Source organism: Paenibacillus koleovorans NBRC 103111 (assembly GCF_004000845.1).
GTDB classification, from domain to species: domain Bacteria; phylum Bacillota; class Bacilli; order Paenibacillales; family NBRC-103111; genus Paenibacillus_AA; species Paenibacillus_AA koleovorans.
The window spans coordinates 1-12,717 of the sequence record NZ_BIMA01000157.1; the positions used below are offsets into that span (position 1 = coordinate 1).

13 protein-coding genes are annotated in these 12,717 nt (G+C 57.4%); 4 read left to right on the forward strand and 9 right to left on the reverse strand.

The genetic code is table 11. The annotated features are described in order from the left end of the window. The first annotated feature begins 26 nt into the window (after positions 1-26). A complete protein-coding gene (locus PKO02S_RS29530) occupies positions 27-740 on the forward strand; it encodes a hypothetical protein (RefSeq protein WP_127588606.1) in 714 nt (237 codons plus the stop codon). Between the two features lie 118 nt (positions 741-858). Here the strand turns inward: PKO02S_RS29530 and rlmD are convergent, their stop codons facing one another. The 4 genes from rlmD to PKO02S_RS29550 form a co-directional block, all read right to left on the reverse strand. Next, positions 859-2,520, reverse strand: a complete 1,662-nt coding sequence (gene rlmD, locus PKO02S_RS29535; RefSeq protein ID WP_174819972.1) for a 23S rRNA (uracil(1939)-C(5))-methyltransferase RlmD — start codon at positions 2,518-2,520, stop codon at positions 859-861. A 146-nt stretch (positions 2,521-2,666) separates the two neighbouring features. After that, positions 2,667-3,578 (reverse strand): diacylglycerol kinase, encoded by a 912-nt coding sequence (locus PKO02S_RS29540; RefSeq protein ID WP_127588607.1) that lies wholly within the window; start codon positions 3,576-3,578, stop codon positions 2,667-2,669. Positions 3,579-3,647: 69 nt separating this feature from the next. Continuing rightward, positions 3,648-4,445: a sirohydrochlorin chelatase gene (locus PKO02S_RS29545; RefSeq protein WP_127588608.1), complete on the reverse strand. Its 798-nt coding sequence runs from the start codon at positions 4,443-4,445 to the stop codon at positions 3,648-3,650. 274 nt (positions 4,446-4,719) lie between these two features. Next, positions 4,720-5,010, reverse strand: coding sequence for a YerC/YecD family TrpR-related protein (locus tag PKO02S_RS29550; RefSeq protein WP_127588609.1), 291 nt, complete (start codon positions 5,008-5,010; stop codon positions 4,720-4,722). 210 nt (positions 5,011-5,220) lie between these two features. Between PKO02S_RS29550 and PKO02S_RS32635 the strand changes: the two genes are divergently transcribed. Next, the gene (locus tag PKO02S_RS32635) at positions 5,221-5,760 is read left to right on the forward strand and encodes a hypothetical protein (RefSeq protein WP_164821759.1); all 540 of its coding nucleotides are present in this window, start codon (positions 5,221-5,223) and stop codon (positions 5,758-5,760) included. A 100-nt stretch (positions 5,761-5,860) separates the two neighbouring features. Here the strand turns inward: PKO02S_RS32635 and PKO02S_RS29565 are convergent, their stop codons facing one another. The 5 genes from PKO02S_RS29565 to PKO02S_RS29585 all read right to left on the reverse strand — a co-directional run bounded on the left by PKO02S_RS29565 (position 5,861) and on the right by PKO02S_RS29585 (position 10,945). Next, positions 5,861-7,180, reverse strand: a complete 1,320-nt coding sequence (locus PKO02S_RS29565; protein WP_127588612.1) for a Glu/Leu/Phe/Val family dehydrogenase — start codon at positions 7,178-7,180, stop codon at positions 5,861-5,863. Positions 7,181-7,339: 159 nt separating this feature from the next. Further along, positions 7,340-8,356, reverse strand: a complete 1,017-nt coding sequence (locus PKO02S_RS29570) for a TIGR01777 family oxidoreductase (protein WP_127588613.1) — start codon at positions 8,354-8,356, stop codon at positions 7,340-7,342. A gap of 207 nt (positions 8,357-8,563) precedes the next feature. Further along, positions 8,564-9,196 carry an SdpI family protein gene (locus PKO02S_RS29575; RefSeq protein WP_127588614.1) on the reverse strand — a complete coding sequence of 211 codons (633 nt, stop codon included), beginning with the start codon at positions 9,194-9,196 and terminating at the stop codon, positions 8,564-8,566. Then, positions 9,193-9,465 (reverse strand): autorepressor SdpR family transcription factor, encoded by a 273-nt coding sequence (locus PKO02S_RS29580; protein ID WP_174819973.1) that lies wholly within the window; start codon positions 9,463-9,465, stop codon positions 9,193-9,195. The genes PKO02S_RS29575 and PKO02S_RS29580 overlap by 4 nt, the downstream gene beginning before the upstream one ends. Before the next feature lie 373 nt (positions 9,466-9,838). After that, complete coding sequence (locus tag PKO02S_RS29585; protein ID WP_127588616.1) at positions 9,839-10,945, reverse strand: ParM/StbA family protein; 1,107 nt, start codon at positions 10,943-10,945, stop codon at positions 9,839-9,841. 219 nt (positions 10,946-11,164) lie between these two features. Here PKO02S_RS29585 and PKO02S_RS29590 point away from each other — a divergent pair, with 219 nt between their 5' ends. Then, entirely contained in the window at positions 11,165-12,157 is a 993-nt protein-coding gene (locus PKO02S_RS29590; protein ID WP_164821760.1) for a M23 family metallopeptidase, read from the forward strand. Between the two features lie 4 nt (positions 12,158-12,161). Then, positions 12,162-12,717, forward strand: a 556-nt coding sequence (locus tag PKO02S_RS29595; protein ID WP_246067596.1) for a bactofilin family protein, incomplete at its 3' end; no start/stop codon positions are given.

Sequence of the window (12,717 nt, forward strand, 5' to 3'; positions counted from 1 at the left end):
CATGACAACTACTACTTTAAAAAGAAATGAGGGAAAATATCACAAAGAGAGTTCAAGCTAATCCAACTAGGTATCCCCGAGAAATTGACGCAGCCCTGCTTGAGGATTGTTTTTACATCCTACTCCATGACAAAGTCTTCAAAAAATACTTTAAAGATCCTTTAAGTCACTTTTCACCTATTGGGGTAGAGATGGCTAGGGTGTTTTTCGAAAGAATTGCAAATATACGTAATTATTTAGCACATGCAAATCCAATTTCCATTCGACAAGCAGAACAAGTAATTTGTTATTGCAACGATGTAATTGATTCTCTAAAAAGTTACTATACGGAAAGTGGGGAGGAACAGTTGTACAATACTCCGTCAATTATTCAGATTACCGATTCGTTAGGAAATATAGCATATGCCGCTGAGATCAATCAGGGTCGAAACAGTACTGGTGGAGCGTTGGTAGATCAAAGAAATAAAGATAGGGGAGATTTACGCCCCTTGGAAACTTTAACAATTGAAGTGGAAGTAGACCCCAGTTTTCCTCCAGATGATTACGAAATAAATTGGGTTGTTACAGGTAACGATTCACACCAGCATACTGGGAAAAAGCTTGTTCTTAACATTGAAAAAAAGCATGTAAGAGTAGATATGGCAATCTATTGTATTCTTGCATCAAAAAAAGATTGGCACCGATTAGGAGATTGCGATGACCGCCTTACAATAATTTATCGCGTGTTGCCACCCGTCTAAAAAAACGCACATTCATTTAATTAGTCAAATCCCAGTTGAATTAATTCTATAGATGTTTAGAAATCCAGTAAAAAAGCCCAGACCACATGAAGGGTTGGGCTTCTTTACTTGTCACATCTCATTCTCGAACCATCAATATGACCGACTCCACGTGCACCGTCCACGGAAACATATCCACCGGCTGCACCTCGACAGTGCGGTAGCCGCCGTCTTCGAGGACCCGCAGATCGCGGGCGAGCGTCGAGGGGTTGCACGAGACGTACACGATGCGCTGCGGCTGCAGCGCGATGAGCGTCTCTAGCAACCGCGGGTCGCAGCCCTTGCGGGGCGGGTCCACAACGACGACGTCGCACGCGACGCCTTGCTCCCGCCAAGCCGGGAGCACGTCCTCCGCTTTGCCGCAGGCAAAGCGCACATTGCGAATGCCGTTGAGCTCGGCGTTCGCACAGGCGTCGTCGATCGCCTCCGGGACGATCTCGACGCCGAGCACCTCGCGCGCATGCGGCGCGAGGAACAGCGAGATCGTGCCGATGCCGCAATAGGCATCGATGACGATCTCGCCCCCGGTCAACCCGGCATAGCGGAGCGCGGCGCTATAAAGCGCCTCCGTCTGGATCGGGTTGACCTGGTAGAACGATCGGGCCGAGATCGCGAAGCGCGTCGACCCGATCGTGTCATAGATGACCTCGCGGCCCCAGAGGACGCGAGTCTCCTCCCCGAACACGAGCGAAGTCCGCTCCATATTCACATTCAAACAAAGGCTGGTCAGTCCCGGGACAGCCTCCCTAATACGCGCGACCCACTCGGCCTCGCGCACCAAAGTCTCGCCGTTCACGACCAGTACAACCATCAGCTCGTCCGTCCCTCGGGCATGCTTGACGACGACGTGTCGCAGCACCCCTTCGCCTGTAGCTGCGTTATACCCGGCAACGCCAAGCTCCCGTCCGATCTTCTTAACTCGCGCGACGGTCTCATCGCTAGCCTCGGACTGCAGCAAGCAGCGCTCCATCTCGACGATGTCATGACTGCCGCGTGCATAGAAGCCGCCGACCAAACCGCCTTCGCGTTCCCCGATCGGCACTTGTACTTTGTTGCGGTACCGCCAAGAGTCGGTCATCCCAAGCGTCTCATGCACAATAACGCCTTCCGTTCCAACTTGCCCCTCTTCTCTGCCCTCATCGCCAACTGAACGCCCCGCCACCTTCAGCTTCCCGATCCGCTCCAGCTGATCCACCACGAGCTGCCGTTTCCAGCGAAGCTGCGCGTCATAACTCAGGTGCTGCAGCTGGCAACCGCCGCAAGCGTCGTACACCTCGCACGGCGGCTGCACCCGATCGGCGCTCGGCTCCAGCACCTCCAGCAGCTCGGCATAGCCGAACTGCTTCTTGAGCTGCGTCACCCGCAGCCGGACCCGCTCCCCGGGCAGCGCCCCATGCACGAAGAGGGTAAAGCCGTTCACCCGGCCTACCCCTTCGCCTTCATGCCCGATGCCGACGACGTCGGCTTCATAGATTCCCTGCAGCTGCACCGGCAGCGCGTCCCGCCAAGCGGCCGTCCCAGATGACGCTTCCGCACTAGCAGCAACTCTCCCACCGCTACTCCGTTCAGCCGCTCCACGGCCGCTGCCCTGCCGCCTTTGCGCTCCGATTCCGCTGCCGCCCTGCCCTTGCCCGCCGCCTACGCCACGCTTTCCACGCTCATCCCGCTGCTGTTGCTGTCGGCCACGTTCAGCCTTTCCACCCGATGACTTCCCCTTACCGCCAAAGCTCAACTTGCTCACTCCTGAACCCCATTATGTATACACCCTAAGGTGCTCGTTAGCTAACTCTTTCGGGGGAGGGGAGAAGAAGTATTGCTTTACTCCTGTGCCCTACTTAACCCGTAGGCGACAAGAGGTTTCCCCTCCACCATCCTCAAACTCACTAACTACTGCTTATAACTCGACAACCCGTACTCATCCACATAAATCTGCAAATGGTTCGGCAGCACCGAGAACACGCTAGGCAGCGTCCCGCCGAACTCGCCGTCCAGGTTCATCTGGACATAATCGGTCGAGGTGATCTCGAGCCGGCGCGTCTTGAAATGGACGACATGGTCGTCGTTCAGATGCTCCCCGCGAAGCGCGGCGGAGACGATCCGGATGAACTCGGCCAGGTTGCAGCGGCGAAGGATAAGCACGTCCAGCAGCCCGTCGCTCATGCTCGCATCCGGTGCCAGTCGTTCGAAGCCGCCAACGGAATTGCTGTTGCAGATGAGGAACATCATGACCTCCTCATGCATCGTGAGCTCCTCGGAGCGGAAGCTCAGCTCGACCGGCCGGAACCGCGGCAGCTTCTCCAGCCCCTTGATATAGTAGGCCAGCTGCCCGATCATCGTCTTCAGCTTGCTGGGCACCTCGTACGTCAGCTCGGTCATCGATCCGCCGCCCGCGATGTTGATGAAGTAGCGGGAATTCATTTTCCCGACGTCGATCGTCATCGTATGCTGCTGCAGGATCAGATCGCAAGCGAACTCCCAGTTCCGCGGAATCCCGAGCGCCCGAGCAAAATCATTCGTCGTCCCCATCGGCAATATCCCGAGCGGCGGCCGGTTCTTCTTCTCCGCCATGCCGTTGATCACCTCATACAAGGTGCCGTCCCCGCCAGCCGCAATGATCAAGTCAAAGCCGCGCTCCACCGCCTCAGCCGCCGCCAACGTAGCATCGCCCTCACCAGACGTCGCATGCGTCGAGGTTTCCAGCCCCCCACGCTCCAACCGATGCAGAATATCATGAAGCTTCTTCTTCATCTCTTCCCGGCCGGAAGTCGGATTGTAGATCAATCTTGCCCGTTTGCTCAAAGCCTCAGCCCCCCATCAACTGTTCCCCAACCACAACCCTTGCTCATACCTACGCCAAAGCTCATCTCTTTAGTTTACCCGTTCTCCAAAACCGCTAATCCGCCCGACCACCTGCCGCTCCACCCAACGCGAGACCAACGGATGCGGCAGCATCGCTCTACCCGAATACCGATATGTATACCCCGCGAGCCGTCCCGGGATGACTTTTTCTGTAAAATATCCTTCACTTAGAAAAAAGGGTGCTACCAGCACCACCTCATCCGCCGACGCCTTTCCCCGCTCTAGCAACTGCTCCATCACACCCGGCGCCTCATTGGGCAAAAGCATCGTTCCCGCCACCTGAGCAAAGCCTCCGATCGCCTGCAGCCGCTCCGCCACCCGATCCAGCCCCTCCCGCCACTTGCGGTAAAAGCCATCCTCCGCGCTCCCGTGCCCAACCAGCAGCACCCGCTCCTTAGCAGGATCACTAGAAACAGCCGCCAGCTGATCTAGCAAAATACGCGCCGCCAGCTCTGGTTCCTCATCAAGTGGCTCGCCAAAATGCACCCTAGCCTCCACCCGAAACGGCCCCAAGCCATGCTCTTGCACTTGCCCCTGTCCAACCCCAAACGCACCCCGAATCTCATCCACATGCGTGCTTCCGGCCGACACGAACAAAGGCACCACCACCAGGTCCGTCACACCCTGCCGCTCCAGCGCATCGATCCCGTCCTGGATCAGCCGCCCCTCGACGATCTCCAGAAAGGACGACACAACCGGCACTCCAGCAGGCACCTCCGCCGCTGCTACCGCCTCGTCCACCAACCGGACCCACAAGTCGCTCCGGGAGCCGTGACTGATGACCAACACGCCAACCTTCCGTTCCATCCGCCCCAGCTCTCCCTTCCACTCGCACAACACGCGCACGTTGCCAGCCAGCCTTCTTTTCTACAAACCCGCCCTGACAATCCAACCTACCAACATCCTATCCAAGCCTTCAAGCAAAGTCAATTTCCAGCCAGGACAAAAGATGAGCCAGATCAGCCTCAAGACCGGAGTGTTCCCACACGACAAAAAAAAGGGCTGCGGCCCCAAATCCAGTACCCGCATCCCTCTCCTGTTGCTCTCTGTCTGACGCTTTGCCTTGCCAGTTTCCCTACTCTTACCGCCCCAAACGCTCCAGAGCCATCTTGTACCCGTCGTTCCCGTAGTTCAAGCACCGCTTGACCCGGGAGATCGTCGCCGTACTGGCTCCCGTCTCAGCCTCGATCTGGTTGTACGTGTTGCCCTTGCCGAGCATACGCGCCACCTCGAGCCGCTGGGACATCGACTCAATCTCGTTCACCGTGCACAGGTCGTCGAAGAACACATAACATTCCTCTACGGACTTCAGTGTGAGAACGGCTTCAAAAAGCTGGTCGATCGATTTATCGTTAAGTTTCTTCAATTGCATGCGCTCAGCCCCTACTTATGTTGACTTACCTTCTCCTTACAAGTTCGACACGCCGCGGCGATTTCCTTCCTTTACAACACTACAACGTTAAAAAGGGTTCGCGGCACACGCCTAAAGCCTACGGGCAAATATACCGAAAATCCGGGCATCCGTCCAATCCAATCATTCGCCTATCTCATACAGTATAATAAAAAAAGGGTTGTGAATCCAGTGAATCCAAACCAAAGGCCTGCTCAGCAGGATCCTCAGATCCGCAATTTCGGCGGATACCCCGGTATCGGCAACGGCTTCGCTCCTACTCCCTACCAGCAGCCGCCAATGCCGCAGCAGCTTCCGACGACGAACAGCTTAGTGCCCCAGCGCCCCCCACAAGGCGGCGGGCTGTTCGGCGGCGGCGGTGGCGGCGGTTTGTTCGGCGGAGGTGGTGGTGGTGGTGGTGGTGGCGGCGGGCTGTTCGGCGCACTCGGCAACTTCAACTTGGGCGACATCAAATCGATGATCGACCGGATGGGCGGTATCGACGGCGTCATCTCCACGGTGGGCAAGGTGCAGAAGGTCGTATCCTCTCTCCAGCAAATGCAGCCGATGCTCAAATTGCTCATGAGCTCCCTGAAAAAATCGAACGACGACGACGATGACGATGTCCGCCCGCGCAAACGCAAGCGGAAGCGCCGCTACAGCTCCTCCAGAGCCGGCGGCAGCGGCGCCCGCAAAGGCACTCGCAAAAAAGGGCCCTCCACTTTCCGCTAAACTGCAAAAAACCGCCCCGGCCCCTTCACACGAAGGGAAGCCCGGGGCGGTATTATTTAACCCGCCTAACTAACTCTTATCACAACCACAGCTCCAACCACTAACACCAACCGCGCAAACGACTGGCTTCCGCATACTTCTGCACGCCGACCATATAAGCCGCCAAGCGCGGCGTGATCCGGCGGGACTTGGCCATCTCGAGCACCTTGTTCACCGCTTCGACCATCTTCAGCTCCAGCTTCCGGTTCACTTCTTCCTCCGGCCAGTAGTAGCCTTGGTTGTTCTGCACCCACTCGAAGTACGACACGGTCACGCCGCCGGCATTCGCCAGCACGTCCGGCACGACCATAACCCCGCGCTCATGCAGCATGTCGGTCGCCTCCAGCGTCGTCGGCCCGTTGGCCGCTTCCACGATCAGTCGCGCTTGGATCCGGTCGGCGTTCTGCGCCGTGATCTGGTTCTCCAGCGCGGCCGGGACGAGCACGTCGCAAGGCTGTGTCAGGAACTCATCATTCGACAGCCGGTTCGGGAACAGATTGGTCACGCTGCCGAACGAATCGCGACGATCCAGCAAATTCGGCACATCGAGTCCATCCTCATTGTAGATGCCGCCGTTGACGTCGCTGACACCTACGACATTGGCGCCCCAGCGGTCCAGGATCTCCGCCAAGTAGCTGCCGACATTGCCGAAGCCTTGGATGCACACCTTCAAGCCCTTCATCGCCATCCCTTGCGCGGAAGCGGACTCGCGGATCGCGATGGCGACGCCGAGCGAGGTCGCTTTCTCGCGGCCTTGGGAGCCGCCGAGGACGATCGGCTTGCCGGTGATGAAGCCCGGCGAATCATATTCGCGGATGCGGCTGTACTCGTCCAGCATCCAAGCCATAATCTGCGCGTTCGTATATACGTCCGGCGCCGGAATGTCTTTGTTCGGGCCGACGATCTGGCTGATCGACCGGACATAGCCGCGCGCGAGGCGCTCGACCTCCGGCAGCGACATCGTGCGCGGATCGCAGATGATGCCGCCTTTCCCTCCGCCATATGGCAGGTCGAAAATCCCGCATTTCAGCGTCATCCAGAGCGACAGCGCCGACACTTCCTCAGCGGTCACGTTAGGATGGAAGCGGATGCCGCCCTTCGTCGGACCGACCGCATCCGTATGCTGGGCGCGGAACCCGGTGAATACTTTCGTCTTGCCGTTGTCCATGCGGACTGGGATTCGAACGGTCAAGAGCCGCATAGGCTCCTTCAATAGCTCATAATAGCCCTCGTCATACCCGAGACGGTCGAGCGCCTCATGGATGACCTTCTGGGTAGAGGTTAGGACGTCGTTGGCCAAAGGAGGCTGACTCGCTCCGATGACGATTCGTTTGTTGGCGCCGGTAGTTGGAGTTGTGCCTGTTGGAGTGCTAGTGCTCATGGAATGTTCACCTTTTTCCGCGATAATAGCCCTCCGGTTCAGAAGGGCGGGAAGCTATGAATGCAGCTACATTCAGTTTGCAATACCTGACATGATGTGTCAAGTGTATAGAGCGGATTTCCGCGTTTTCCACCCTAGGTTGCCCCATTCCGCAGTTGATTATGGCTTCCTTCCGTATAGCTCGCCGAGTGCCTCTTCCAACGTATTAAACTTAAAATGAAATCCGTAATCAAGCGCCGCCCGGGGCATCACCTTCTGCCCTTCCAGCAGCAAAACCGACAGCTCGCCGAACAGCAGCTTGAGCATCACAGCCGGCACCGGCATCCAATGCGGCCGCCCCAGCGCATACCCGAGCGCGCGCCCGAACTCATCGTTTCGTACCGGCTTCGGCCCCGTCGCATTAACCGGCCCCACAACCGACGCATTCTCCACACAATAATAAATGAGCCGCGCCATATCCCGGACATGAATCCACGACATCCAATGTCGCCCGCTGCCTACCCGTCCGCCAACGCCCAGCTTATACGGCATCGCCATCGGAGGTAGCGCGCCGCCGTCCGTGCCGAGGACGAGCCCGATGCGCAGCTTCACGAGTCGCACACCGCGAATATGCGCATCCGCTGCCTGCTCCCACTGGTCCACGACCGAGGCGAGGAAGTCGGTGATCCGCTTTGGACTGCGCTCATCGTACTCATCCGTCTCCGACGTTCCGTAGATCGACATCCCCGACCCGTTCACGACGACCGCCGGCTTGCGCTCCAGCGCGTCCACCAGCTGCCCTAGCAGCGCCGCCGTCTCGAGCCGTGAGTGCAGGATGCGATGTTTGGCCGCCTTCGTCCAACGCTGATTGACCGACTCGCCCGACAGGTTGACGATCGCATCCAGCCCCTCCAGCTCCGCGCGCCGCTTCAGCAGCTCGTCCCAGGTGAACACCTGGAGCCGCTTTCCATCGCTGTTGTCAATGTCAGTGCCGTTGCCGTTGCCGCCGTTGCCGTTGCCCTCACCGTTGCCGTCGCCGCCGTTCCCATCGCCGTTGCCGCTGCTGCTTCCACCTTTGCCGATACTGCCGCCATGCCGTGAACGCGAAATAAGGACGACCTCGTCGCCCTTCTCCCGCAACAGCTTTATAAGATGTTTGCCGACAAACCCGCTGCCGCCCGCTACCGCAATCCTCATCCGTGCACCGCCTTCGCTTCGTCATCGAGCGTGAGGTCGGAAACGCCGTTCCGAGTGAGAAGGCCCCAGAAGGTTCAAGCCAAAACTCGTTGGGGGTCTCTTTTTTCACTCTTCGCTACTCTCGGCCTCACTCTTCCCCTATATTACCATACCAACCGAGGCGAGGCAGTGCACAAAGACCCTTTGTCACGCAACCGACACAACCGTTCAGCCGCGCTTGAAGTAGTAGAACGACAACAGCACCGTCGACACCGGAATCGCCGCGATGAGCACAAGCATAACCAGCACTTGCTCCGCGAGCGGCAGGAAAGCGCCGACCAGCAGCAAAGCCCCGCCGACCATAAAAATTTTGCCGCCGACCAAATGGGTTCTCGTCCATACCTTCTCATCTGCCAGCGTCCACGGAGTCCGGATTCCGACCATATAGTTGTGCTTGAACCGAGGCATCACATTGCCGAGCGCCATGAACATCAGCCCCAACATCGCGAAAATGACCATCTTGATCGGAATGTCATACCCGAGACCCGTCGCGAGCACCGTGCCGTGCACAGCAAGCAGCATCAACAGCACCGCGTTCATCGTCACGTGGAGACTGCCCTGGAACTTCGGATAGTTCGATTTCCTCGGATCAATCTTCGGCAGCACCCGGATCAGCAGGAACAAACCGACCATCAGTCCGGGAATGAACAGCACCGCGAACTCCTTCGACGAGTAATCGTCCACTTCTCCGCCCGGCCCCCAATGCGAAGGCACTTGCTCCGGCAGGTCCCCATAGCTCCAGATGCTAAGCCCCACCGCCGCCAGCCACAAGATCAACGCCACCCATACGCTCTTTTTCATTGTCTATCCTTCCCTTCTCCGTTAAATTGAAGCACCCACTTCATCAGCTCTTGGAACACCGTCGTATTGAGCGAATACATAATATGCTGCCCGTGCCTCTCGTCCAAGACCAGCTCCGCCTGCTTCAGCAAGTTCAAGTGGTGGGAGATGCTCGGTTTGCTCATTTGAAAATGGTCTGCAATGTCCCCGGCCGACATGTCCCGTTCCTTCAACAGGTCGAGAATACGTCGTCGCGTCGGGTCCGACAGCGCCTTGAATGTGTCGTTCAAGCTCATAAGCACCGAGCTCCTTTCGACTTCATCATGTAGACATTTAGAAAATTATCTAACTATCTAAATCTATTACACCATACGGACAACCCCCATGTCAAGCCGAAAAGCCTAAAACCCAACCGCGAGCCGGCATGGCTGCAACGATTGGGTTCCAGAGACGCATCTATTGAACAGTCGTTCTTGTGTCTTTTATCTCAGCACTAGCTCCAGCAAGTCGACGAGCGCGGCAAGTCCTCCGCCGATAACCGCTCCGATAATGCGATGCATTTCGAACAAACACCCCTTGTCGGTTAAAAAGTTTTAACGCCACACAAGTTAGTTTGCCCGAAAATGTCGGAATTAGTCATGCATGGTCGAAAAAAGGTTCCGATTAACCCGCCGTCGCCGCCGAGGAAGCCTGGTTCGCCTTGCTTTTCGCCAGCTTCAGGTAGCCGTACACGTTCTGCAGCTCGCTCTCTTCGACGAAACGCAGCTTGATCGTACCCGCCGCATCAAGAATGTAAGGCTTGAGCGCCGCCGCCCCGCCGCCGATCACATAGAAGCATTGGATGTCGGGGTATTTCTTCCATCTTTTCTTGATCAGCTCGACAATCCGGGTAGCCGCCCGCGAGAAATACTGATCGACGATCGGCTTAATGTCCGCCTGGCCTTCGCCGATACGCTGGATGACGAAATCGCGGTTCTTGAGACGCTGCACCAGCTTCGCCCGGCTCGGGAACCGGTAGCCGAACTGATCCTCCACGTCGCGAATGATCGGATCGAGGTAGTTGGCCAGTCCCATTTGCTCGCCCGTGCTGAACTGGTTGTCGATGCTCATCCGCTTCAATACGGGGAAGTCCGTCGTCAAAGCACCCATCTCGCAAATGCCGATGCAGCCGTAGTACAGCTCCTCGTCCTTCACCTGCAGGTTGTCGTAAGTCGCGATCTGGTACAAAGCCGCTGCGCCTTCGATCGAGACGACCGCCCGGCGAATGTTCACCTTCACCTTGCGCCCTTTCAACTGAGGCGTCGACAGGAACGTCACTTCGTGCTCGCCGAGCAACCGCTCCTCGAACACTTTGTGGAACCGCGCGTATGTCCGTACCGGCAAACCGGTCCCGATCATGAACTCGACCTCGTCCGCCGTGCTGTAGCTGCTCGTGCCGAACGCCTGGTTCGTAAGTCCCGCATAAGCGAGCGCCGTCAGCGCCACGATGAGCGATTGATCCGACATCGCCTTGTTGTCCGTCTCCTCGAGCTCCATGCTGTCCTCGTTCTCGGTTGCAAGCAGCCCTACGAAGTAACGTTGGTTGTTTTTGTTCAGCCGAGGGCTATAGACCATGACGTCCAGCGCCTTGAGCGGGGAGTCCTCCTCCTGCAGGATATGACGCTCATACCCGGGAGCCACCACGTTCGGCACGACGATCGGCTCTCGGACGCCGTCCAGCGCGATTTTGATACTGTCGTTCCCTACATCTATGCCCGCCAATTTCATCATTGTATGTATTTCCTCCCACAGAATGATCCAAGTGAATACGTCTTCCCAATCAATTCGGGTTCGGCCTTGAAATTCCTCTTTTTTTCGCCAATATCCAACAAAAATAGTTCTTAGGTTGTGAAGGTTTTTACCCTGAATATGCCGAATACAGAACGTAGCCAAGATCTACCTGGAGATTCCCTGAATTTTACCAATTCACATAAGGCATGGAGACTGGAAATGAAGAAAATGCGGCTAAAATGGCTTGGGACACGGCTTACATTCATGGTCATCGCGGACGCAAACAGCAAGGTGGTTCGGTTTCGGCTGCCGGTTTGGACGTTCCTTGCGGCCGGGCTCGGCCTGAGTCTCTTGATCTACTTCACGATGTCGTTTTATAACGGGCAAATCCGGACGACGGATCAGAAGGAGAAGCTGGAGGGCGAGCTGTCGACCCAGAACCTGAAGTACACGCTGACCGTGTCGGAGAAAAATGAGACCATCGAGCATCTTCAGAACGACCTGATCCGATTGTCCCAGCAGGCGGACGAAGTGAAGGCGAAGATCGCCGAGCTGAAGAAGCTGGAGGACGAGATGAAATCGCTGACGGGCGGTGTCGCTATGGATAGCTCGTCAAGCGTGGTGATAGCGAGTGCGGCGCCTGGAGTTGGGGGCGAATCGCGCAGCGTGACGAACGCCGATATGGACGGGCTTGTGCATAACATGGAGAGCGATTTTGCGAATCTGGGCGCGGAGATGACCGGCTTGTTCGGCAGCCTGACGCAGACGAAGCAGCTCGTGGTGGAAGCCCAGCACCAGCTGGCGATTACGCCGACGATCTGGCCGGTTAGCTCCCGGCTCATCTCCTCCGGCTTCGGCACGCGCGTCGATCCGTTCACATTCCTGCCCAGCTTCCACAACGGCATCGACATCGCCGGCAAGCTCAACGATCCCGTATGGGCCACTGCCGACGGCAAAGTCGTCTCGGTAGGCTGGGATTCGACCGGCGGCAACAACATCATCATCGAGCACACGAGCGAGCTCCGTACCCGGTACATGCATCTGAACAAGTTTTCGGTGTCCAAGGGCGATATCGTGAAGAAGGGCCAGCAGATCGGCTTGATGGGCTCGACCGGACGCAGCACCGGCTATCATGTGCATTACGGTGTCATCAAGAACGGCGTTACCATCGACCCTAGACCTTACTTGAAAGCATCGCGAAAGGAAGACTAACCCCATGTTCAGGAAAAAGAAATCGTTCAAAATCAATCCCAACTCCATCGACACGCTGATCGGCGAGGGCAGCCAGTTCGAGGGCAAGCTGCGGTCGGGCGGCGGGATGCGCATAGAAGGACGCGTGACGGGCGGCGTGGAATGCGCCGGCGACGTCACGATCGGCGAGAGCGGCGAAGTGAAATCGGACATCGCCGCCCGCAACTTGGTCATTGCCGGTACTGTCTACGGCAATGTGCTGGCCCGCGGCACCGTGCACATCATGCCGACCGGCAAGCTGTACGGCAACACGACCGCGCTGTCGCTCATCATCGACGAAGGCGGCGTGTTCCAGGGCAGCAGCCGATTGGATGCGGGCACGGCCGACGAGAAGCCGGCACGCGAGGTTGTGGCGCTGGCCGAACGGCAGGCGGCTGCAGCGATTGAGCCGGCGCCGATGGCGGCGGTTGAGGTGTTGCCGGTGGCGGACGTAGCGCTGGTACAGTCACAAGCACCAATTCAACCAGCAGCACCCATACAACCAGCAGCACCAATTCAATCAGCAGCACCAGTACAACCAG

What these genes read in the sequence shown, in the direction of transcription:
- PKO02S_RS29530 (WP_127588606.1), top strand. Translation starts at nt 27, where the DNA reads ATGAGGGAAAATATCACAAAGAGAGTTCAAGCTAATCCAACTAGGTAT.
- PKO02S_RS29545 (WP_127588608.1), bottom strand. Translation starts at nt 4,445, where the DNA reads ATGGAACGGAAGGTTGGCGTGTTGGTCATCAGTCACGGCTCCCGGAGC.
- PKO02S_RS29550 (WP_127588609.1), bottom strand. Translation starts at nt 5,010, where the DNA reads ATGCAATTGAAGAAACTTAACGATAAATCGATCGACCAGCTTTTTGAA.
- PKO02S_RS29565 (WP_127588612.1), bottom strand. Translation starts at nt 7,180, where the DNA reads ATGAGCACTAGCACTCCAACAGGCACAACTCCAACTACCGGCGCCAAC.
- PKO02S_RS29570 (WP_127588613.1), bottom strand. Translation starts at nt 8,356, where the DNA reads ATGAGGATTGCGGTAGCGGGCGGCAGCGGGTTTGTCGGCAAACATCTT.
- PKO02S_RS29575 (WP_127588614.1), bottom strand. Translation starts at nt 9,196, where the DNA reads ATGAAAAAGAGCGTATGGGTGGCGTTGATCTTGTGGCTGGCGGCGGTG.
- PKO02S_RS29585 (WP_127588616.1), bottom strand. Translation starts at nt 10,945, where the DNA reads ATGATGAAATTGGCGGGCATAGATGTAGGGAACGACAGTATCAAAATC.
- PKO02S_RS29590 (WP_164821760.1), top strand. Translation starts at nt 11,165, where the DNA reads ATGAAGAAAATGCGGCTAAAATGGCTTGGGACACGGCTTACATTCATG.